Annotated in this window: 18 protein-coding genes and 1 other annotated feature; of the genes, 17 read left to right on the top strand and 1 reads right to left on the bottom strand. The window is 37.1% G+C overall.

Annotated elements, in window-relative coordinates; genetic code table 11:
* The first annotated feature begins 28 nt into the window (after window positions 1-28).
* The 3 genes from pfkA to AMD00_RS08680 are packed head-to-tail and all read left to right on the top strand — an operon-like array spanning window position 29 to window position 3,217.
* Window positions 29-985, top strand: a complete 957-nt coding sequence (gene pfkA / locus AMD00_RS08690) for a 6-phosphofructokinase (RefSeq protein WP_053416614.1) — start codon at window positions 29-31, stop codon at window positions 983-985.
* A gap of 22 nt (window positions 986-1,007) precedes the next feature.
* Window positions 1,008-2,768: a pyruvate kinase gene (pyk, locus tag AMD00_RS08685; protein WP_053416613.1), complete on the top strand. Its 1,761-nt coding sequence runs from the start codon at window positions 1,008-1,010 to the stop codon at window positions 2,766-2,768.
* A gap of 59 nt (window positions 2,769-2,827) precedes the next feature.
* Window positions 2,828-3,217, top strand: coding sequence for an FxsA family protein (locus AMD00_RS08680; RefSeq protein WP_053416612.1), 390 nt, complete (start codon window positions 2,828-2,830; stop codon window positions 3,215-3,217).
* Here the strand turns inward: AMD00_RS08680 and AMD00_RS08675 are convergent.
* Window positions 3,198-4,142, bottom strand: a complete 945-nt coding sequence (locus AMD00_RS08675) for an AI-2E family transporter (RefSeq protein WP_211258624.1) — start codon at window positions 4,140-4,142, stop codon at window positions 3,198-3,200. The genes AMD00_RS08680 and AMD00_RS08675 overlap by 20 nt on opposite strands.
* 279 nt (window positions 4,143-4,421) lie before the next feature.
* On the opposite strand from AMD00_RS08675, the gene citZ reads away from it, so the two are divergent.
* The 14 genes from citZ to thrS all read left to right on the top strand — a co-directional run bounded on the left by citZ (window position 4,422) and on the right by thrS (window position 22,137).
* Window positions 4,422-5,537 (top strand): citrate synthase, encoded by a 1,116-nt coding sequence (citZ, locus tag AMD00_RS08670; RefSeq protein WP_038187768.1) that lies wholly within the window; start codon window positions 4,422-4,424, stop codon window positions 5,535-5,537.
* Window positions 5,538-5,618: 81 nt separating this feature from the next.
* Window positions 5,619-6,884 (top strand): NADP-dependent isocitrate dehydrogenase, encoded by a 1,266-nt coding sequence (gene icd / locus AMD00_RS08665; RefSeq protein ID WP_053416610.1) that lies wholly within the window; start codon window positions 5,619-5,621, stop codon window positions 6,882-6,884.
* A gap of 81 nt (window positions 6,885-6,965) precedes the next feature.
* Entirely contained in the window at window positions 6,966-7,904 is a 939-nt protein-coding gene (gene mdh, locus AMD00_RS08660; RefSeq protein ID WP_053416609.1) for a malate dehydrogenase, read from the top strand.
* 150 nt (window positions 7,905-8,054) lie between these two features.
* Window positions 8,055-8,531 carry a MaoC/PaaZ C-terminal domain-containing protein gene (locus AMD00_RS08655; protein ID WP_053416608.1) on the top strand — a complete coding sequence of 159 codons (477 nt, stop codon included), beginning with the start codon at window positions 8,055-8,057 and terminating at the stop codon, window positions 8,529-8,531.
* Window positions 8,532-8,580: 49 nt separating this feature from the next.
* Window positions 8,581-9,294 carry a response regulator transcription factor gene (locus AMD00_RS08650; RefSeq protein ID WP_053416607.1) on the top strand — a complete coding sequence of 238 codons (714 nt, stop codon included), beginning with the start codon at window positions 8,581-8,583 and terminating at the stop codon, window positions 9,292-9,294.
* Window positions 9,294-10,838: a two-component system histidine kinase PnpS gene (gene pnpS, locus AMD00_RS08645; RefSeq protein WP_053416820.1), complete on the top strand. Its 1,545-nt coding sequence runs from the start codon at window positions 9,294-9,296 to the stop codon at window positions 10,836-10,838. Before AMD00_RS08650 ends, pnpS begins: the two co-directional genes overlap by 1 nt.
* Before the next feature lie 324 nt (window positions 10,839-11,162).
* Window positions 11,163-13,790, top strand: coding sequence for a DNA polymerase I (polA, locus tag AMD00_RS08640; protein ID WP_053416606.1), 2,628 nt, complete (start codon window positions 11,163-11,165; stop codon window positions 13,788-13,790).
* Window positions 13,791-13,802: 12 nt separating this feature from the next.
* The gene (gene mutM, locus AMD00_RS08635; RefSeq protein WP_053416605.1) at window positions 13,803-14,675 is read left to right on the top strand and encodes a bifunctional DNA-formamidopyrimidine glycosylase/DNA-(apurinic or apyrimidinic site) lyase; all 873 of its coding nucleotides are present in this window, start codon (window positions 13,803-13,805) and stop codon (window positions 14,673-14,675) included.
* Between the two features lie 13 nt (window positions 14,676-14,688).
* Window positions 14,689-15,285, top strand: a complete 597-nt coding sequence (gene coaE / locus AMD00_RS08630) for a dephospho-CoA kinase (protein WP_053416604.1) — start codon at window positions 14,689-14,691, stop codon at window positions 15,283-15,285.
* A gap of 133 nt (window positions 15,286-15,418) precedes the next feature.
* Complete coding sequence (locus tag AMD00_RS08625) at window positions 15,419-16,441, top strand: glyceraldehyde-3-phosphate dehydrogenase (RefSeq protein WP_053416603.1); 1,023 nt, start codon at window positions 15,419-15,421, stop codon at window positions 16,439-16,441.
* Window positions 16,442-16,684: 243 nt separating this feature from the next.
* The gene (nrdR, locus tag AMD00_RS08620) at window positions 16,685-17,152 is read left to right on the top strand and encodes a transcriptional regulator NrdR (RefSeq protein ID WP_053416602.1); all 468 of its coding nucleotides are present in this window, start codon (window positions 16,685-16,687) and stop codon (window positions 17,150-17,152) included.
* Between the two features lie 23 nt (window positions 17,153-17,175).
* Window positions 17,176-18,603 carry a replication initiation and membrane attachment family protein gene (locus tag AMD00_RS08615; protein WP_157059202.1) on the top strand — a complete coding sequence of 476 codons (1,428 nt, stop codon included), beginning with the start codon at window positions 17,176-17,178 and terminating at the stop codon, window positions 18,601-18,603.
* Window positions 18,590-19,534, top strand: a complete 945-nt coding sequence (dnaI, locus tag AMD00_RS08610) for a primosomal protein DnaI (protein WP_053416601.1) — start codon at window positions 18,590-18,592, stop codon at window positions 19,532-19,534. Before AMD00_RS08615 ends, dnaI begins: the two co-directional genes overlap by 14 nt.
* A 75-nt stretch (window positions 19,535-19,609) precedes the next feature.
* Window positions 19,610-19,852: a binding site (T-box leader), on the top strand.
* Window positions 19,853-20,202: 350 nt separating this feature from the next.
* The gene (gene thrS / locus AMD00_RS08605; RefSeq protein WP_053416600.1) at window positions 20,203-22,137 is read left to right on the top strand and encodes a threonine--tRNA ligase; all 1,935 of its coding nucleotides are present in this window, start codon (window positions 20,203-20,205) and stop codon (window positions 22,135-22,137) included.
* Window positions 22,138-22,366 lie beyond the last annotated feature (229 nt).

The raw sequence follows: 22,366 nt of genomic DNA, 5'->3' as shown, positions 1-22,366 counted from the left end.
AGTGACGCTTGTAGGAGGAATGAATCATATGAAAAAAATTGGTGTTTTAACAAGTGGTGGAGATGCACCAGGCATGAATGCAGCTGTCCGCGCAGTTGTCAGGAAAGCTTTATATCATGATTTAGAAGTTGCAGGTATTTACTATGGCTATCAAGGACTGATAGATGGACAAATTGAAAGTTTAGATCGCGGTTCTGTAGGGGATATTATTCAACGTGGGGGTACGAAATTACATTCTGCACGTTGTCTAGAATTCAAAACAGAAGAAGGACAACTCAAAGCGATTGAACAGTTGAAAAAGCATGGTATCGAAGGGTTAGTTGTTATCGGTGGAGACGGTTCTTATCAAGGGGCTTTGGCGTTAACAAAGCGTGGTTTCCCTTGTGTAGGTGTGCCGGGAACAATTGATAATGATATTCCGGGAACAGATTATACGATAGGCTTTGATACAGCTTTGAATACTGTAATAGATTGTATTGATAAAATTCGTGATACAGCAACATCTCATGAACGCACATTTATCATTGAAGTAATGGGTCGCGATGCAGGTGACTTGGCTTTATGGGCTGGTCTAGCTGGTGGTGCTGAAACGATTTTGATTCCTGAAGTACAACATGATTTAGACGAACTTGTCACACGTTTAGAACAAGGTTATGACAGAGGGAAAAAGCACAGTATTATTATAGTTGCTGAAGGGGTTATGTCAGCGAGTGATCTGGCAAAAAAACTTTCAGAAAAAGATATTGAAACAAGAGTTTCAGTTTTGGGTCATATCCAACGTGGTGGATCGCCGACAGCACGTGACCGTGTACTAGCAAGTACTTTCGCTGCGAGAGCAGTAGAATTATTAATTGAGAATCGCGGTGGTCTTGCAGTTGGCATGAGAAACCATGTGGTGGTAGACTATGACTTAGAAGAGGCATTTAAGAAAGAACGTAATACAGACTTGTCAATGTACACTTTATCAAAAGAATTATCGATTTAATTAAATTGGAGTGGTCGAACAGATGAGAAAAACAAAAATTGTATGTACTATTGGTCCCGCTAGTGAATCGCAAGAAATTTTAGTGCAATTAATCGAAGCAGGTATGAACGTAGCTCGTTTGAATTTTTCGCATGGTAATCATGAAGAACACGCAGCAAGAATCGAGAGCATTCGTGAAGCAGCGAAAAAGACTGGACAAGTTGTGGCTATTTTACTTGATACAAAAGGTCCTGAAATTCGTACGCATTCAATGGAAGATGGCGCTGTAGAATTAGTAACAGGTCAAACAATTGATATTTCCATGACGGAAGTACTTGGCAATAAAGAAATTTTCTCTATTACGTACGAAAAACTTATCGATGATGTTGAAGAAGGTTCAACCATTTTATTAGATGATGGTCTAATTGAATTACGTGTAACTGGTAAAGATACCGAGGCTGGACTAATTCATACTGTAGTTGAAAATGCAGGCGTACTAAAAAATAAAAAAGGCGTGAATGTACCAGGCGTTTCAGTACAATTACCAGGTATTACGGAAAAGGATGCACAAGATATTCTATTTGGTATCGAACAAGGTGTAGACTTTATCGCTGCTTCATTTGTACGTCGTTCATCAGATGTATTGGAAATCCGTGAGTTGTTAGAAAATAACAATGGTGGACATATCCAAATTATTCCGAAAATCGAGAATCAAGAAGGTGTCGATAATATCGATGAAATCATTCAAGTTTCCGACGGTTTAATGGTTGCTCGTGGTGACCTTGGAGTTGAAATTCCAGCAGAAGAAGTACCTATTGTTCAAAAAAATCTTATCCAAAAATGTAACACAGTAGGAAAACCAGTTATTACAGCAACACAAATGCTGGATTCAATGCAGCGTAACCCTCGTCCTACTCGAGCTGAAGCAAGTGACGTAGCGAATGCAATCTTAGATGGTACAGATGCAATCATGCTTTCTGGTGAAACAGCTGCTGGACTTTATCCGGTAGAATCTGTAAAAACAATGTATAAAATTGCTAATCGTATAGAGGATTCATTGGATCACCGTGCGATCGTTAGTAAACGTAGCCGTGAGAAAGGTGCTAGTATGACTGAGGCGATTAGCCAAGCGGTTGCTTACACTTCACTTAACTTACAAGTTTCAGCTATATTAGCACCAACTGAAAGTGGCCATACTGCACGTATGATCGCTAAATACCGTCCAGGTGTACCAATTATTTCAGTTACATCATCAGAACAAACTTGTCGCAAACTAGCTCTTGTATGGGGTGTATTCCCTATCGTTGGACCAAAAGTAAGTTCAACGGATGAAATTTTAGAGCTAACTGTTCAAGAAAGTTTGAACAAAGGCTATGTTCATCACGGTGATTTAGTTGTTATTACAGCTGGTGTGCCAGTAGGTGAAGCGGGTACGACTAACTTGATGAAAGTTCATGTAATTGGCGATATGCTTACTAAAGGTCAAGGGATTGGTAAATCTGCTGCTATAGGTAAAGCTTTAGTTGTCAGAAATGCTGAGCAAGCACTGGCACAAGATACTGAAGGCAAAATTATTGTAACGATTGGTTCTGATCGTGATATGATGCCAGCTATCTCTAAATGCGCAGGGTTAATTACTGAAGAAGGTGGACTAACAAGTCATGCTGCAGTTGTTGGCTTAAGTCTAGGTATTCCTGTTATTGTAGGTGTGAAAGACGCGACAACAATGATTAGCGATGGACAAGAGTTATCAATCGATGCAGTATCTGGAGTTATCTACTACGGACGTTCAAGTATTTTATAATAAACAAACAACCTCAGCGCATTTGAGCTGAGGTTGTTTTTTAAAAAGAGGTGAATAAATTGCGTAAAATTCTACTATTTCTTTTGTTGATTCCTATAATTGAAATTGCGGTTGTATTAATTTCCGGAAAACTAATTGGTGCCATGTATACGCTAGTCTTAATTATTGTCACAGGTATATTAGGGATCTATTTAGCTAAAACGCAAGGAGTTAAAGCTTTTAAGGATATTCAACAAGCGATCCAAAATGGACAACCACCAGGTAATGCCATGATTAATGGTTTACTAATATTTATTGGTGGATTGTTTTTAGTCTTGCCAGGTTTTGTATCCGATATTATTGGTCTTCTTCTGGTCTTCGGCCCTACAAGAAATCTCTTTAAACCAATTCTTTATTATTGGTTACGTAAAAAGATGAAAAACGGTCAAGTTATTTTGATTCAAAAATAGGATGGTTTCTTAATTTTACAGCAAGTAATAATAAGAATGGACTAATTAAAATACCTGCGATGCCAAAGAGCAATAAACTAATGGCACTTATCATAAACGCGTGAACGGAACGGATATGTAATGTTGACGCCCACATATACGATTCAGCGAATTGTCTTGAAAGCTGAATTATCGCATAGAGAATCAATAAATATACGCAAAGCAATTGATTACCTGTTATAAAAAAATATATACTCATTGGAATTAGGAAGATACCAATTCCTAAAAAGGGAAGGCTATCTGCTACAGAGATGAGTAATGCTTTTCCAACGGGAAATGAAAAACCAAGTACCATTAAGCCTACGGATAAAAGAGCGAATGTCAGGAGTAATAAACGTAATTCTACTGACAGAAAATAACCGAATAGTTGGGAAGCTTCTTCATAAACACGTTGAATAGGTTTTCTAAAGCGAGCAGGTAAATAGATAAAGAACCATAATCTATTCCTGCTTGTTTCATATAAAGCAAAATACAAGGCTACTAGATAAAAAGTAAAATTAATTAGATTCTGGAAGGTGGATTGTACAATATTTACGAGCGATTCCATAGCCATATCTACTAGGGAAACAAATTTCTCTTGCAGATTAATGAGTAGCATGGATTGCATATCAGAGAAGAACTCAACTTGGGTAATTATACGTTTAATCTCAGGTAAAGTTTCGATTAAAACAGAAGTTAAAAATAGTATAGTTGCGATGAAACTGGATAATATAATAACTTCAGTAGCTAATGCTGCTAGCCATCTAGGCAGTCTTAATGTTGAATTTAAATACTTTAGTAATGGATATGCGAAATATGCCGTTAAAATAGCAAGAGATACAGGTAAAACTAACCAAGCTAACACTAATAGTAGAGCGATTAGTATGAATAATTGGATTCGATACATGGTAGTTTTTTTGATTTTTTCTTGTAACAAAACATCATCCTTTAAAAAATATGATTTTTCCATCCTAGTTAATGTTAATTTTTTTCTACAAAATACAATGTTTCTGTCTAAATTTAGTTTTTTGAACGAAATATGGCCTTTTCATTCACAAAGCCGTCAAAATTTATTATAATAGCAATGTAAGCGATTTACTTATAGGTTCATATCGAAAAAATATAGGTTGCATTTATTTGGTTTTATGAATGTTATCTAATACATTTGGAGAAGGAGCGATATATTATGACAGCAACACGCGGATTAGAAGGTGTCGTAGCAGCAGAGACTAAAATCAGTTCTATAATTGATGATACTCTTACATATGTTGGCTACAATATTGATGACTTAGCAGACAATGCATCTTTTGAAGAGGTAGTTTACTTACTATGGCACACACGTCTTCCTAAAGCAGACGAATTAGCTGAATTGAAACAACAATTAGCTGACAATATGGAAGTGCCACAAGCGGTATTAGATCACTTTAAAACTTATGACATCAAATCTGTTCACCCAATGGCTGCATTACGCACAGCAGTTTCTTTACTAGCTTTATATGATGAAGATGCTGAGGATATGTCTGACGAAGCGAACTATCGTAAAGCAATCAAGTTGCAAGCTAGAATTTCTACTGTTGTAACTGCGTTCTCTCGTATTCGTGCAGGTTTAGAGCCTGTAGCGCCTAAAAAAGAGTTAAGTTACGCTGCAAACTTCCTTTATATGTTATCTGGTAAAGAACCAGAAGCAATCGCTGTTGAAGCATTCAACAAAGCATTAGTATTACATGCTGACCACGAATTAAATGCATCTACATTTACTGCTCGTGTATGTGTAGCTACATTATCTGATGTATATTCAGGTGTTACAGCTGCAATTGGCGCACTTAAAGGTCCTTTACATGGTGGCGCTAACGAACAAGTAATGAAAATGCTATCTGAAATTGGTTCAGTTGATAAAGTTGAAGATTATATCAACGATAAATTAGCTAATAAAGTTAAAATCATGGGCTTCGGACACCGCGTTTACCGCAAAGGTGATCCACGTGCTCCACATTTAAAAGTTATGTCTGAAAAGTTAACTAAATTAACTGGTCAACCTGAATATTACGAAATGTCAGTGAAAATCCATGAAATGGTGACTGGACAAAAAAATCTACCACCAAACGTAGATTTCTATTCAGCATCTGTATACCACTCTTTAGGTATCGATCACGATTTATTCACTCCAATCTTCGCGGTTTCACGCGTATCTGGATGGGTAGCTCACATTTTCGAACAATATGCTAACAATCGTTTAATTCGTCCACGTGCAGAGTATGTTGGACCAGGAATGCAAAAATATGTACCTGTAAACGAAAGATAATTGGTATAATAAAAAAGTCAAGGGCGGTGCTAGGTTTTGGCACCTGCCCTTTGATTATGAATATTAGGAGGCAACAAGTTCATGTCTAACGGTAAAATCGTAGTTGAAAAAGGCGTACTTAAAGTACCAAACAATCCAATCATTCCATTCATCGAAGGTGACGGAATCGGTCCAGATATTTGGGCAGCAGCATCACGCGTAATCGATGCAGCAGTAAAACAAGCTTACAATGGCGAAAAATCTATCGAGTGGAAAGAAGTACTTGCTGGACAAAAAGCATTCGACCAAACTGGCGAATGGTTACCACAAGCAACTCTTGACGCTATCAATGAATACTTAATCGCAATTAAAGGACCTCTTACTACACCAATCGGTGGCGGTATCCGTTCTCTAAACGTAGCATTACGTCAACAACTTGACCTTTATGTTTGTTTACGTCCTGTACGTTACTTCGAAGGTGTGCCTTCTCCAGTTAAACGTCCTGAAGACACTGATATGGTTATTTTCCGTGAAAACACAGAAGATATCTATGCTGGTATTGAATATGCTGAAGGTTCAGATGAAGTTAAAAAACTTATCAACTTCCTTCAAACTGAAATGGGTGTTAACAAAATCCGTTTCCCAGAAACTTCAGGTATCGGTATTAAACCAATATCTAAAGAAGGTACACAACGTTTAGTTCGCGCAGCTATCAACTATGCTATTACTGAAAAACGCGAATCTTTAACTTTAGTACACAAAGGTAACATCATGAAGTTCACTGAAGGTGGATTCAAAACTTGGGGCTACGAATTAGCTGAAACTGAATTTGCTGACCAAACATTCACTTGGAACCAATATGATGCAATCAAAGAAGCTGAAGGCGCTGAAGCTGCTGATAAAGCACAAGCAGAAGCACTTGCTGCTGGTAAAATCTTAGTAAAAGATTCGATTGCTGATATCTTCTTACAACAAATCTTAACTCGTCCAAAAGAGTTTGATGTTGTAGCAACTATGAACTTAAACGGTGACTACATCTCTGACGCTTTAGCTGCTCAAGTTGGTGGTATCGGTATCGCTCCAGGAGCTAACATCAACTACGTTAGTGGACATGCGATCTTCGAAGCTACTCACGGAACAGCACCAAAATATGCTGGACAAGATAAAGTAAACCCATCTTCAGTATTACTTTCTGGCGTTCTTATGCTTGAACACCTAGGCTGGAAAGAAGCTGCAGATTTAGTAACTGCATCAGTAGAAAAAACAATTGCTTCTAAAGTTGTAACTTACGACTTTGCTCGTCTAATGGACGGCGCTACAGAAGTTAAATGTTCTGCATTTGCTGACGAATTAATTAAAAACCTGTAATATTAGACTAGATGAATGAGGGGATTGGGGATTTTTTCCCCTTTTCCCTCTTTATATTTATTATCAAAGGAGTGTATTCGAATGACTTTGAAACGTAGTAAAATTTCTGTAATTGGTGGGGGCTTCACTGGCGCTACATCTGCTTTTTTAGTTGCACAAAAGGAACTTGGTGACGTTGTATTAGTAGATATTCCACAAGCTGAAAATCCAACAAAAGGTAAAGCTCTTGACATGTTCGAAGCTTCTCCAGTACAAGGTTTTGACGCACGTGTAAAGGGTACTTCTGATTATGCTGATACTGCTGATTCTGACGTAGTAATCATTACTGCTGGAGTTGCTCGTAAACCAGGAATGAGTCGCGATGATTTAGTTCTGATCAATCAAAGCGTTATGAAAGCAGTAACAAAAGAAATTGTAAAATACTCTCCAGAAGCAACAATCATCGTATTAACAAACCCAGTTGATGCAATGACTTACACAGTTTACAAAGAATCTGGTTTCCCTAAAAACCGCGTAATCGGTCAATCGGGTGTTCTTGATTCAGCTCGTTTCCGTGCATTCATCGCAGAAGAGTTAAACATCTCAGTTAAAGATATTACTGGTGTTGTTCTTGGTGGTCATGGTGACACTATGGTTCCGCTTACTCGCTACTCATTCGCTGGTGGTATTCCACTAGAAAAACTAATCGCTCCTGAGCGTTTAGAAGAAATCGTTACTCGTACACGTAACGGTGGTGCTGAAATCGTAAACCTTCTTGGTAACGGTTCTGCTTACTATGCTCCAGCTGCAGCGTTAGTTGAAATGACTGAAGCAATAATTAAAGACCAACGTCGTGTATTACCATCAATCGCTTACTTAGAAGGCGAATATGGTTACAATGATATTTACCTTGGTGTACCAACTATTCTTGGTGCTAACGGCATCGAAAGAATTATTGAATTAGATTTAACAACTGAAGAAAAAGAGGCTTTAGATAACTCTGCAGAAGCAGTTAAAAACGTTATGAAAGTTCTTGCTTAATATACTTTATTAACGAGCAGGTTGTTACCTACTCGTTTTTTTTCTGGTATAAAAAAATTCAGATTATATGATATATGTATGCAATCATACTGTCTTTTTTTACTGATTATTGATACTATTGAAATACCAAATTATTTAAGGGGGAATATTGTGTTACTTGGCAAGAAGAGAAAGTTAGGTAGAAAAATTCAAGAGTTGTCTGTTGGCGAGTCATTACAGCTAACGGAGAAAATCGAAGATAAAGACTTACTATTATATCTCGGCTTAACCAATGACAGTAATCCTCTATACATACAACATGACTTTACCTCACAGACTAGTTTTCAAAAACCTGTAGTACCTACAATCATGTTGAATGGTGTGGTAACATCAGCTATTTCAAAATATATTCCGGGTCCTGGTTCTTATATTACTTCGCAACAATTTGAATATCCGCAACCAGTATATCATTATGATACGATTCATATTTTACTTGAAGTAATCGCAGTGAATATAGAGCTTAATGAAGTGACTGTGAATATTGAAGGACGTAATGATGAAGACCTGCTAGTGATGCAAGGTAAAGTAACAGTAAATCCGCCGAATCGTGAACAAGATGATTCTGTAAACAAGAAAGAAGAAATCTAGTAGCAAAGGTTTGAAATGGGGGTTTCAAATCAATTGCGGGGGAAAAAACATGACATATAAAATACTTGTAGTAGAAGATGAAATTTCAATTGCAACATTATTACAATACAATCTCCAACAAGCAGGATATGAAGTAGTAGTTGCAAACGATGGGAAAGATGGCTTACACAAAGCGATTTTGGAAAAGCCAGATTTAATTTTATTAGACTTAATGTTACCTAAAATGGACGGCATGGAAGTTTGTAAAGAGCTACGCATCAAGAAAATCAATACACCAATTATTATGTTAACAGCAAAAGACGATGAGTTCGATAAAGTACTTGGTCTTGAGCTTGGAGCAGATGATTACATGACAAAGCCATTCAGTCCACGTGAAGTAATGGCTAGGGTTAAAGCGGTATTACGCCGTTCTAAAGTGACAGAAGTAGTGAAGGAAGAAGAAGAGCATGTTGAACAAACCTATTCATTTGGACAACTGCAAGTATTACCTGATCGATTTGAAGCTTTCTTAGGAGAGGAAGTGTTAGAATTCACGCCAAAAGAATTTGAACTTCTTGTCTATTTATTAGAAAATAAAAATCGTGTGTTAACTCGCGATCAGCTATTAAGTGCTGTATGGAATTATGATTTTGCAGGAGATACGCGGATTGTTGATGTACACATTAGTCACTTACGTGAACAAATTGAAGAAAATAGTCGGAAACCAAAATTCATTAAAACAATAAGAGGTTTAGGCTATAAATTTGAGGAGCCGAAGCTATGATGAAAACTCTTAAAATTAGGTTGCTCATTGCTTTTGGATTTCTGTATGGTACAGCGTTAGCTGGTCTTGGTTTTATACTAGGCCAGCTTTTTCCTGTATATGTCGAGGATTCTATACGCTCTAATTCCATTCGATCACATGAAAATATTTTAAGTGCATTAGAAAAGCAAAGTATTGATTTAACTGTAGATCAAGAACAGGCTATTATAAATGCCCTGCCGCTTGATTTTGGTGGAAATGAATTATCGGATATAAGAATTCGTCTATGGATTATGCTTATTGTCACTTTGATAATAACCTTTATACTACTTATGGTTATTACTTCGCGCTTGATAAAGAATTTGGCTCAGCCTATAGATAATGTAACAAATACAGCGTTAGAGTTGGCAAAAGGAAATTATCGTGCAAGGGCATATGAAAATGTAGAATCACCAACTATACAACTAAGTAATGCGGTTAATGTCCTTGCTCGTAACTTGCAAGATATTATGATGATTCGTGAGATGGAGCAAGAACGTCTAAAAACGCTGATAGAAAATATGGGTAGTGCACTAATAATGATTGGTAAGGAAGGGCATGTATCTATTGTTAATAAAGTGTTTTTAGAATTATTCGATGTGCCTCATGATACAGTCTATAAACAGGTGTTCCGAGAATTAGGATTACCGAATGAATTAGAGCAATTTGTTGACCACGTCTTTATGACAGAAATAACATACCGTAAACAAATGCAAATAGAAATCCAACAAGAATTCCACCATATGGAAGTATATGGAGCGCCAGTAATAGGAGAACACGGTCACTGGCTAGGGATTGTAATTATCATGCACGATATTTCGGAATTGAAAAAGCTAGAGCAAATACGCAAGGATTTTGTAGCAAATGTATCACATGAATTACGTACCCCAATTACATCGATAAAAGGATTTTCTGAAACATTATTAGACGGTGCTTACAAAGACCAAGGTACATTATTATCCTTCTTAGAAATTATTAATAAAGAGAGTAATCGCCTTCAGATGCTAATTTTAGATTTGCTTGAGTTATCGAAAATTGAAAAGCATGGTTTTACTGTCAATATTGAGCGTACAAGTCTAAAGGATGTAATTGTAAGGGCGACTGAAATGACAGTGCCACGTCTTGAGGAAAAAAACATATCTTTCGAAGCGGAAATTGAGCAGGATGTTGTAGTTGAAGGTGATGCAAACCGATTAATTCAGGTAGTGATGAATTTAATGACAAATGCGACTACTTACTCACCAGAGAATACGAAAATTAAAGTAAAATTATATGAACAAAATAAAAGTGGTGTCATTGAAATAATCGATGAGGGAATTGGAATTGAAAAACCTGAAATCCCAAGAATTTTTGAACGTTTCTACCGTGTCGACCGAGCACGTAGTCGTAATTCAGGTGGAACAGGTCTTGGTCTTGCAATTGTTAAGCATTTAATAGAGGCGCACCACGGTAAAATTCAAGTGGAGAGTGAAGTTGGTAAAGGAACGACAATGCGTGTTATTTTGCCGGAAAAACAACCAAATTAACACAATGTTTACAATTTATATATATACTCTTCATAATCCTTTGTTAATATAATATTCGAAGCCCCCTTCAACCAGTGTTTTTGGAAGTGAGAATCTAGGTTATCCTAGATTCTTTTTTAGTATTTAAAGAGCAGAATACAGTAATTATATAATACGAACATTTTTTCGTATTTTCATCAGTCGTCATTTTCCTTTCTACTTCCACGCGTGGTAAGATAGAAGGAGGAGACGGCTTTTTGACGTTTAGGAAAAAAGAAATTCCGTGCATAATAACATATAAAGAATCAGCTCAAAATAGAGAAAATGTAAGAGGAGAGTGTATATATGACAAAGGAAAAGCTACTACTTTTAGATGGCAATAGCTTAGCGTATCGAGCATTTTTTGCATTACCATTACTAACAAATGATAGCGGTATTCACACAAATGCCGTTTATGGCTTTACTACGATGTTACAGAAAATATTAGAAGAGGAGAAACCAACGAAAATGCTTGTTGCATTTGATGCTGGTAAAACGACGTTCCGTCATTCTACATACGGAGAATATAAAGGTGGGCGTCAGAAAACACCACCTGAATTATCAGAACAATTCCCGTATTTACGTAAATTATTAGATGCATATCGTATTAAACAATATGAACTAGAAATGTACGAAGCAGATGATATTATCGGTACTTTAAGTAGAAAAGCTGAAGAACAAAAGCTACAAGTAATCATTGTTAGCGGGGATAAAGACTTAACGCAGCTTGCATCAGAAAATACAACTGTCTATATTACGCGTAAAGGTATGACGGATATTGAAAAATATACACCGGATCATATTCAAGAAAAATATGGCTTAACGCCAGAGCAAATTATCGATATGAAAGGTCTAATGGGTGATGCATCAGATAATATACCTGGAGTACCTGGTGTCGGTGAAAAAACAGCCATCAAATTATTAAAACAATATCCAACAATCGAAGAACTATATGAAAATGTAGAGCAAGTGAGTGGTGCAAAGTTAAAAGAAAAACTTACCACTAATGAAGAGCAAGCAAAAATGAGCAAACAGTTAGCGACGATTGATCGTCAATCACCTATTACTATTGCACTTGATGACTTAGTGTACGATGGTCCAAATGTAGATGAGTTGTTTTCTTTATGGCAAGATTTATCATTTAAATCATTAATCGAAAAAAGCGAGTTTCAATCAGAAGCAACAACAACAAAAGAACTAACTTTTTCTATATTAGAAGATGTATCAGCAGAGCAGTTACAAGATGTGATGGCTGTACATATTGAACTTGCTGATGAGCACTATCATACTTGTGAACGATTTGGTATTGCATTAGTAAATGACTTGCAAGCTTATTATCTTCCTTATGACAAAGCATTGGCTTCAGAATCTTTAAAAGAATGGTTAGAAGATGCTTCAAAGCAGAAGTATATGGTTGATTCAAAAGCAGCACAAGCCGCATTATTACGTGATGGAATTAAATTAGCAGGAGTGGAATTCGATATGCTTTTAGCAGCATATATTGTTAATCCCGCTATACCTTCCGATGATGTTGCGACGATTTCAAGAGAATTTGGTTATACTGATGTATTATCCAATGACAATGTATACGGAAAAGGTGCAAAGAAAGCGACTCCGGCAATAGAAGTTGTCGCAGAGCATGCTTGTCGTAAAGCCAATGCGGTATTCATTTTACAGCCAAAGTTAGAACAACTTCTTCGAGAAAACGAACAATTTGAGCTGTATAAGCAATTAGAGTTACCACTTGCTGCAATTTTAGGTGAAATGGAAAGTGAAGGTATCACAGTTGATCGTGAAAGACTTATTGAAATGGGGCACGATCTTACAACGAAACTAAAAACAATTGAAGAAGATATTTATTCGATTGCTGGTCAAGCCTTCAACATAAATTCACCGAAACAACTAGGGGTTATTCTGTTCGAAAAATTGGGCTTACCTGTTATTAAGAAAACAAAGACAGGTTATTCAACAGCAGCGGATGTATTAGAAAAACTAGAGCCAGAACACGAAATTATTCGTCATATTTTACAGTACCGTCAGCTTGGGAAGTTGCAATCAACCTATATAGAAGGATTATTAAAAGAAATTCACGAAGAAGATCAAAAAATTCATACAAGATTCCAGCAAGCATTAACATCAACAGGGCGCTTAAGTTCTACAGATCCGAATTTGCAAAACATTCCTGTAAGACTTGAAGAGGGCCGTAAAATTCGCCAAGCATTTGTTCCTTCAAACCCAGAATGGCTTCTTTTCGCAGCCGATTATTCACAAATTGAGTTACGTGTATTAGCTCATATGTGTGGTGATGAAAACTTAATCAATGCTTTCCAAAATGGTTCAGATATTCATACAAATACAGCGATGAATGTATTCCACGTAGCTGAAGAGGAAGTAACATCGGATATGCGTCGAGCAGCAAAAGCAGTTAACTTTGGTATCGTATATGGAATTAGTGATTACGGTCTATCTCAAAACTTAGATATTACACGTAAAGAAGCAGCCGATTTCATTGAACGTTATTTTGCTAGCTTCCCAGGTGTACAAGACTATATGAAAAATATCGTGGAAGAAGCGAAGGAAAAAGGATATGTGACAACTATTTTAAATCGTCGTCGCTATTTGCCAGACCTGAAAAGTTCAAACTTCAATTTACGTAGTTTTGCTGAGCGTACTGCTATGAATACGCCAATTCAAGGTAGTGCAGCAGATATTATAAAAAAAGCAATGATAGATATGGACGCAGCATTAAAAGAACAAAACTTACAAACGAAAATGCTTCTCCAAGTGCACGATGAATTAATTTTTGAAGCACCAAAAGAGGAAATTCCTATTCTTGAAAAATTAGTTCCAGAAGTAATGGGGAAAGCATTCGAACTCAATGTACCACTTAGAGCCGATTTTTCATTTGGTCCAACTTGGTATGATACAAAATAAAGGAGTGATCGCATGCCGGAATTACCAGAAGTAGAAGGTGTGGTGCGTTCATTACAACCGGTCGTTACAGGTAAAACGATTCATCGTGTGACGATTTCAGAGGTTATTAAACAAGCGAAAGAGCAAGGTAAAGAATGTATTATAAAAGCAGTTGATCCTGATTCTTTTCAACAAGCGATTGAGGGAATGACTATTAAAAGTATTGAACGTCGCTCAAAATATATTTTTTTCCACTTGGAGAAAGAAGGAAACCCATATTTGCTCGTCAACCATTTAGGGATGACGGGCGCATGGTTCCATGTATCGCAACTTAGTGATATTACAGAAGAGAAATTTCTAAAGCATGCGCATGTATTAATCCAATTCGATGATGACAACTGGCTTGTCTATTCGGATATTCGTCGTTTTGGTGAAATGCGCTTTTTACATGAGCTAGCAGAGCATCCACCACTTCTTGAAATGGCTCCTGAACCTTTTTCAGATGAAGCGCTATCTCATTTTCTTGATAAAGCAAATCTAACGAAGTATGCAAATAAGGCGGTTAAAGAAGTCATTATGGATGGACATGTGATTGCAGGTTGCGGGAATATATATGCAACAGAAGCGCTGTTTAAAATGAATATTCATCCTGCACGTAAATTGTCACGAATCAGTAAGGAACGTAAAATTGAACTTTTTGAGACAATTGTTCATATTTTGCAAGAAAGTATTGATGTTGGTGGTTCGACCATTTCGGATTACCGAAATATTAATGGTGAAGCGGGTAGTATGCAACATCGATTAAAAATGTATGGGAAAAAGACTTGTCCGTCTTGTAATGGAGATACTAAACAAAAGATAATTGGTGGCAGAAACTCAGTTTATTGCCCAAATTGCCAACATTAAAGGTGTGATATAGATGATTATTGGATTAACTGGAAGTATTGCGAGTGGTAAAAGTACAGTAGCAGAAATGCTAAAAGAGTTAAATTTACCTATTATTGATGCTGATTTAGTAGCGCGTGTTGTAGTTGAACCTGGAACAGAAACGCTAAAACAAATAGTGGAGGCATTTGGCGAAGAAGTGCTGCTGGATGAGGGTACACTTAATCGTCCTAAACTAGGGGACATTATCTTCCATGAACCTGCAGCACGTAAAACGTTAAATGATATTATTCATCCGGCTATTCGCCAAGAAATGCTTCGTCAACGTGATGAGTTACTAGAAAATGGTGCAAAAGATATTGTAATGGATATCCCATTATTATTTGAAAGTCGCCTTCAACATTTCGTTGAGAAGATTTTAGTTGTATCTGTCACAGAAGAAACACAATTAAAGCGTTTAATGGAACGAAATAATTTATCTGAAAAAGATGCTAAGGCCAGAATTAGTTCTCAACTTCCGTTATCCGAAAAGGAAAAAGGTGCTGATGCAGTAATATATAATAATAAATCGCTCGAATCAACGAGAGAGCAATTGCATAAAATATTAATTAAGTGGAATGTACTTAAATAATGTATTTTAGAAAAATCAGAATTCACTAACTTTTAAATGTTCATCATAATAGGTTTTACTTTCTCTAAAATGTGTTATACTAATTTTCGAATTAATAAAATAAGTATAACGCAATTACAGGAGGATATTATTCATGACAGTTTCTATTGCTATTAACGGATTTGGCCGTATTGGCCGCATGGTGTTCCGTCAAGCGATACTTCAAGATGATTTAAATATTGTTGCAATTAATGCTAGTTACCCGGCTGAAACGTTAGCACATTTGATTAAGTATGACACAAATCACGGAAGATTTGATGGGGATGTTCAATTTGAAGAAAAAGCCCTAATCATAAATGGTAAACGTGTCGAACTTATTAGTGAACGTGATCCTTTGAACTTACCTTGGAAAGAAATGAATGTTGATATCGTTATCGAAGCAACAGGTAAATTCAATGCTCGTGAAAAAGCAGCATTGCATCTAGAAGCAGGAGCTAAAAAAGTTATTTTAACAGCACCTGGGAAAAATGAAGATGTAACAATTGTAATGGGTGTTAATGACGAAAAATTAGACCTTACAAAACATGATGTAATATCAAACGCAAGTTGTACTACAAACTGTCTTGCGCCAGTTGCAAAAGTATTAAATGATACTTTTGGCATCGACAACGGTTTAATGACAACTGTGCATTCATATACAAATGATCAAAAAAATATTGATAACCCACATAAAGACTTACGTCGTGCTCGTGCTTGTGCGGCTTCAATTATCCCTACTTCTACAGGAGCTGCCAAAGCTCTAACTCTAGTATTACCAGAACTAGAAGGCAAGTTACATGGTATGGCTCTTCGTGTTCCAACACCAAATGTTTCATTAGTAGATTTAGTGGTAGATTTAAACAAAGATGTTACGGTTGAAGAAGTGAATGAAGCGTTCAAAGCTGCATCAGTTGGTTCACTAAAAGGAATCTTAGACTTTACAATGGAACCATTGGTATCAGTAGATTTTAATACGAACCCAGCATCAGCTACAATCGATGGCCTAACTACAATGGTAATCGGTAGTCGTAAAGTGAAGGTGCTTGCTTGGTACGATAACGAGTGGGGTTATTCAACACGCGTTGTAGATTTAACGAAAAAAGTTGCAGCTGCTCTTATGGCTTCTGTAAACGCTTAATTTTAATATAATATGGCCCTTTCTAGTAGTGTACTAGAAAGGGTTTTTTAGTTTAAGAAGAGAAAAAACATCAAGTAACTGTGAACATATGTCTGTTTTTTCTGTTAGTATCGACCTTATATTGGATGAAAACAGTATTTTTATCATACATCTGAGAATTTCCACTGCATTTTTTCGATTTTTTAAAGCATTATTTGATATAATAGATAAACTAAAATGTTTTGCAATCAGGAGAGAAAAAATATGAAATGTCCAGCATGTCAGTTTAATGGAACAAAGGTAATTGATTCAAGACCAGTAGATGACAATAAAGCAATCCGTAGACGCCGAGAATGTGAATCGTGTGCATATCGTTTTACTACGTTTGAAAAAGTAGAAGAAATGCCGTTGATCGTCGTGAAAAAAGACGGCTCACGTGAGGAATTTAGCCGTGAAAAAGTTTTGCGAGGTCTTATCCGAGCGTGTGAAAAGCGTCCAGTAGCCCTTAATCAATTAGAGGAATTAGTATTTGCTATAGAACAAGATCTACGTAGAATCGGTAACTCAGAAGTGAAAACAGAAGATGTCGGGGAAATGATTATGGATCGACTTGCGAAAATTGACGAAGTATCTTATGTAAGGTTTGCTTCTGTATATCGTCAATTTAAAGATATCAATGTCTTTATTGATGAATTAAAAGAATTAATAGAAAGACAATCCGATGACAAATAAATGCGATATGGAGGACGGTGATCGTGGTGCATTTATATAAAGAACTACAGCCCGTTGATCGATTGTCCATTCGAATGCTATTTCCCGTATCTAGTTACGATCGCCAGCTTATTACGTTGCTATACCAGCCGTTAATAGGTGCTGAACCCATTAGCTTGTACTTTATGCTTTGGGCTGAAGGGGAAAGTACGACTGAAGCTGAATTATCACATTACCATTTGATGAACTCACTTGATATGCCGATCGCAAAGATTTTCGAGTCGCGCATCGCATTAGAAGCCATTGGTTTAATGCGTACTTGGCGTAAAGATTCTGAGGATGTACGCTCATTTATGTATGACGTGATGCCTCCTTTAGAAGCATCAGCTTTTTTTAATGATCCCTTATTATCCATGTTTTTATTTAGCAAAATTGGTGAACAAGCCTATAGACAATTGCGCCAACGATTCGTTCAGAAAGGTCCATCAAATGATGGCTATCAGGAAGTGTCAAGAACATTTACAGATGTTTATCGTCCTGTGCAGCATCATTTACCATCCTTTGAGAATGAGCAGACAGTAAAGGAAAAAGAGAAACCTAAAGAACTACCATTTAACTACGAGGATTTCGATTTTTCTTTACTTAGAGCTGGATTGTCAGAACAACTTGTACCATCTTCAGCTCTTACTGCTGAAGCGAATGCAACAATTGCAAAGTTAGCTTTTTTATATCATTTAACACCGTTAGATATGCAAAAAGTTGTTATGCTTGCTCTAGATGATCATATGACTTTAACGGAGTCAAGATTAAAGAAATCGGCAGCTGATTATTACAAATTGACTGTTTCAACAGAACCACCTGCAATGCAACAAGCGTTCCAATCAGCAGTTAATGAAGCAGAGAAAAAGAATACAAAAGAACAAGCTTTGCAGACGAAGGAAGAGTTATTGATTCATTACCTAGAAACAACTGCTCCAATTGATGTCTTGCGTGATATTGCAGATGGGAAAGAACCAATTCCTGCTGACATTCAGCTTGCTCAAAATCTTGTCCTGCAATATCAAATGCCAATTGGTGTTGTAAATGCCTTACTTCAGTATGTTCTTTTACGTACAGACATGAAGCTAACTAAAAACTATGTCGAAAAGATTGCCTCACATTGGATTCGAAAAGGTGTGAAAACGACGAAAGAAGCAATGGACTTAGCGCGTAAAGAGCATAAGCAGTATATGGAATGGAAAACGGCTGAGCAAAAACCTGCAACGAAAAAACGCTACAGCGGTGGGCGAGAAGAAAAAGTACCTGACTGGTTTAAGAAAAATAAAGAAAAGAAACCTCAGAATGAAGATACTGTAACAGAAACTTCAAAAGAAGTAGTTAAGAGTGAGACTGATTTTGAAGAAGAAAGACGTAAAATTCTAGAAAAACTAGGAATAGAAGAAGGGCAGGTGGATTCACATGGAACCGATTAATAATCAACTTAGAAAAGTGATGGATTCACAAACTTTTCAAGAACGATACGAGCAAATGAAGCGAGAAATTCTTGAAAATAAAGGTGTCCAGCAATTTCTAGCTGACAATGATCAAGAAGTAAATAAAGATATGGTAGACCGTGGTCTCGTTAAACTATATGAATATACAGGTCAACAACATGATTGTGATGCATGCCCATCCGTTGTGAAATGTCAAAATGCATTAAAGGGATTTATCCCAAAATTGTCTATTATCCGCGAATCAATAGAAGTCGAGTATACACCGTGCCAACAAAAACGCATGGATGATGAGCGTCGTAAAGCGGCCTCTATGATTTCGAGTATGCATATGCCAAAAGACGTGTTAAGAGCAACTATCAAAGATTTAATGATTGATGACCATTCACGTGTAAATATCGCCAATAGAGCAGCAGATTTCGTTCGTGAATTTAAAGAAACGGGTGAACTTCCTCAAAAAGGCTTTTATTTATACGGTGAATTTGGTGTCGGTAAATCTTTTGTATTAGGGGCTATTGCCAATGAATTGGCGACTTTACAAATCAAATCGGTTGTAGTATTTGTTCCTGAATTTTTACGTGAAATGAAAGGTTCAATCCAAGATCAATCATTACAAGAGAAAATCGATTTTGTGAAAAAGGCACCTGTGTTAATGCTAGATGATTTAGGAGCAGAAACGTTGTCGAGTTGGACACGTGACGAAATTTTAGGAACGATCTTTCATTATCGAATGGCGGAGCAATTGCCGACATTTATCACATCGAATCTTGGTTATGATGAATTAGAAGATCATTTAGCCTATAACCAAAAAGGTGATCGTGATATGTTAAAAGCTTCACGAATTATGGAGCGCATTAAAGCTGTGACGACGCCAATTCGTATGAGTGGGCAAAACCGAAGAGATCAGAAATAGTTACATCTTTTTGAAGGACTTTTTTTCCTACTTGATTTTAAACTTAATCGAGCGTATACTTTCAGTCATAATATAAAAAATGCTTTGAAAAGGACAACAATTTTTTGTACGACTTTTAGAGAGAGAAGCCAAGGCTGGAAGCTTCTTAGTACGGCAAATCATTTACCCCCTTGGAGCAGCGACAGTGAATGTACTAGTAATTGTCGACGGTAACGGCCCGTTAGCCGATCGAGAGCTTCGTCTATACTTGCATTCTTTTAAGTGCGGGCAGTAGAAGGAAGAAGGGTGGAACCACGAGAATACAGCCTCGTCCCTTTTGGGATGGGGCTTTTTTGCGTTTTTATCTAAATGCTGAAGTGGCCTGTTCAGACTCGACAAGCACTGGAACTTTCGAAACAAAAGCGTTTTTTAGCTTTTGTTGTTAAGGAAGGCAACCTAAATTCACGACATCATGTCGCAACGGTTGCATGACCAACATCCTGTTGGCCTAAGTGACCTCGAGAGTCTGGCCGCTGAAGCTAGATATTTATCTCAATGCCGAAGTGGCCCGTTACAAGGAACACAGTCTAAAAACGCCACGTCCTGTGGCAACGACTGCGTGACCCGCATCGTGCGGGCCTAAACCTCTCGTAAGGCTAAAATAAATAAAATTAAAAGGAGATTACAAAATGGCAGACATGATTAATTTAAAATTCCCAGATGGCGCAGTAAAGGAATTTGCAAAAGGTACAACAACTGAAGAAATTGCACAATCAATTAGCCCGGGACTTCGTAAAAAAGCAATCGTTGGTAAATTCAACGGACAATTAGTAGATTTAACAACACCTTTAGAAGAAGACGGTGACATTGCAATCGTAACACCTTCTGATGCTGAGGCATTAGAAGTAATGCGTCACTCTACAGCCCACCTTTTAGCGCAAGCTGTTAAGCGTTTGTTCCCAGGTGTAAAACTTGGGGTAGGCCCAGTAATTGAAGGTGGTTTCTACTACGATATCGACTCACCAGAACCAATCACTGCAGATGATCTTCCGAAAATCGAAAAAGAAATGAAGAAAATTGTTTCTGAAAACATCGTCATCACTCGCCAAGACATTTCACGTGCTGAAGCAATCGAACGCTTCACTGCAATTGATGATGAATATAAATTAGAACTTATCGAAGCTATTCCTGCAGATGAGCAAGTGTCAATCTATGAACAAGGCGATTTCTTTGACCTTTGCCGAGGTGTACACGTACCATCTACAGGTAAAATTAAAGAATTTAAATTGTTATCAATCGCTGGTGCATACTGGAGAGGTAACTCAGATAACAAAATGCTACAACGTATTTACGGAACAGCTTTCTTTACAAAAGATGATTTAAAAGCGCATCTTCAGATGTTAGAAGAAGCAAAAGAACGTGATCACCGTAAAATTGGTAAAGAACTTGAATTATTCACTTCATCTCAAAAAGTCGGTCAAGGCTTACCATTATGGTTGCCAAACGGTGCAACAATCCGTCGTACAATTGAACGTTATATCGTAGACAAAGAAATATCACTTGGTTACAAACATGTATACACTCCGGTTTTAGGTTCTAAAGAACTTTATGAAACTTCAGGTCACTGGGCACACTATCAAGATGATATGTTCCCACCAATGGAAGTGGATAACGAAACATTTGTTTTACGCCCAATGAACTGTCCACACCATATGATGGTTTACAAATCGTCAATGCACTCATACCGCAACCTACCATTACGTATCGCTGAACTTGGTACAATGCACCGTTACGAAATGTCAGGTGCTGTATCAGGACTTCAACGTGTCCGTGGTATGACTCTGAATGATGCGCATATTTTCGTTCGACCAGATCAAATTAAAGAAGAATTTAAACGCGTAGTAGAATTAGTACTTGGTGTTTATAAAGACTTTGACTTAAATGATTACTCATTCCGTCTGTCTTACCGTGACCCAGCTGATACTGAAAAATACTTCGATGACGATGCAATGTGGGAAAAAGCACAAGGCATGCTAAAAGAAGCAATGGATGAGCTAGGCTTAGACTACTTCGAAGCAGAAGGCGAAGCAGCATTTTACGGTCCAAAACTTGATGTACAAGTAAAAACTGCAATTGGTAAAGAAGAGACTTTATCAACTGTTCAACTTGACTTCTTATTACCAGAACGCTTCGACCTAAGCTATGTTGGTGAAGATGGTAAACCACATCGTCCTGTTGTTATCCACCGTGGTGTTGTATCAACAATGGAACGTTTTGTTGCTTTCTTAATTGAAGAATATAAAGGTGCATTCCCAACTTGGTTAGCGCCAGTACAAGTAGAAATCATCCCTGTATCAAACGAAGTTCACTTTGACTATGCAAAACAAGTAGAAGAAAAACTTCAAGCAGCAGGATTCCGTGTTGAAATGGATGATCGTGAAGAAAAACTTGGCTACAAAATCCGTGAAGCACAAATGAAGAAAATTCCTTACATGCTTGTATTAGGTGATAAAGAATTAGAAGCAGGTAGTGTAAACGTACGTCGCTATGGCTCTCAAGATTCAGAAAGCATTGCGATTGAAGATTTCTTAGCGAATTTAAAAGCTGACGTTTCTTTTGAATAAGTAATATCTAAAAAGGTGACTGGACATTAATGTCCAGTCACCTTTTTGTATGCTCTTAATCCTACGAAATATCATCTGCTATTTTCTGATAAAACCTTTGCTTTGGGTTACGTTGTTTCCTCTTTTAAATACAAAATATGTCAAAATTAGAAGTTGAGAATACTTGATGTATAGATGATACTAGAAAAGTAGTTATTGCATGTAATTACAAACCATTTGAGTCTGAGGA

This window comes from Viridibacillus arvi (genome assembly GCF_001274945.1).
GTDB classification, from domain to species: Bacteria; Bacillota; Bacilli; order Bacillales_A; family Planococcaceae; genus Viridibacillus; species Viridibacillus arvi.
The sequence above is the reverse complement of the archived record's forward strand: the minus strand, read 5'-3'. Positions and strand labels throughout refer to the sequence as shown.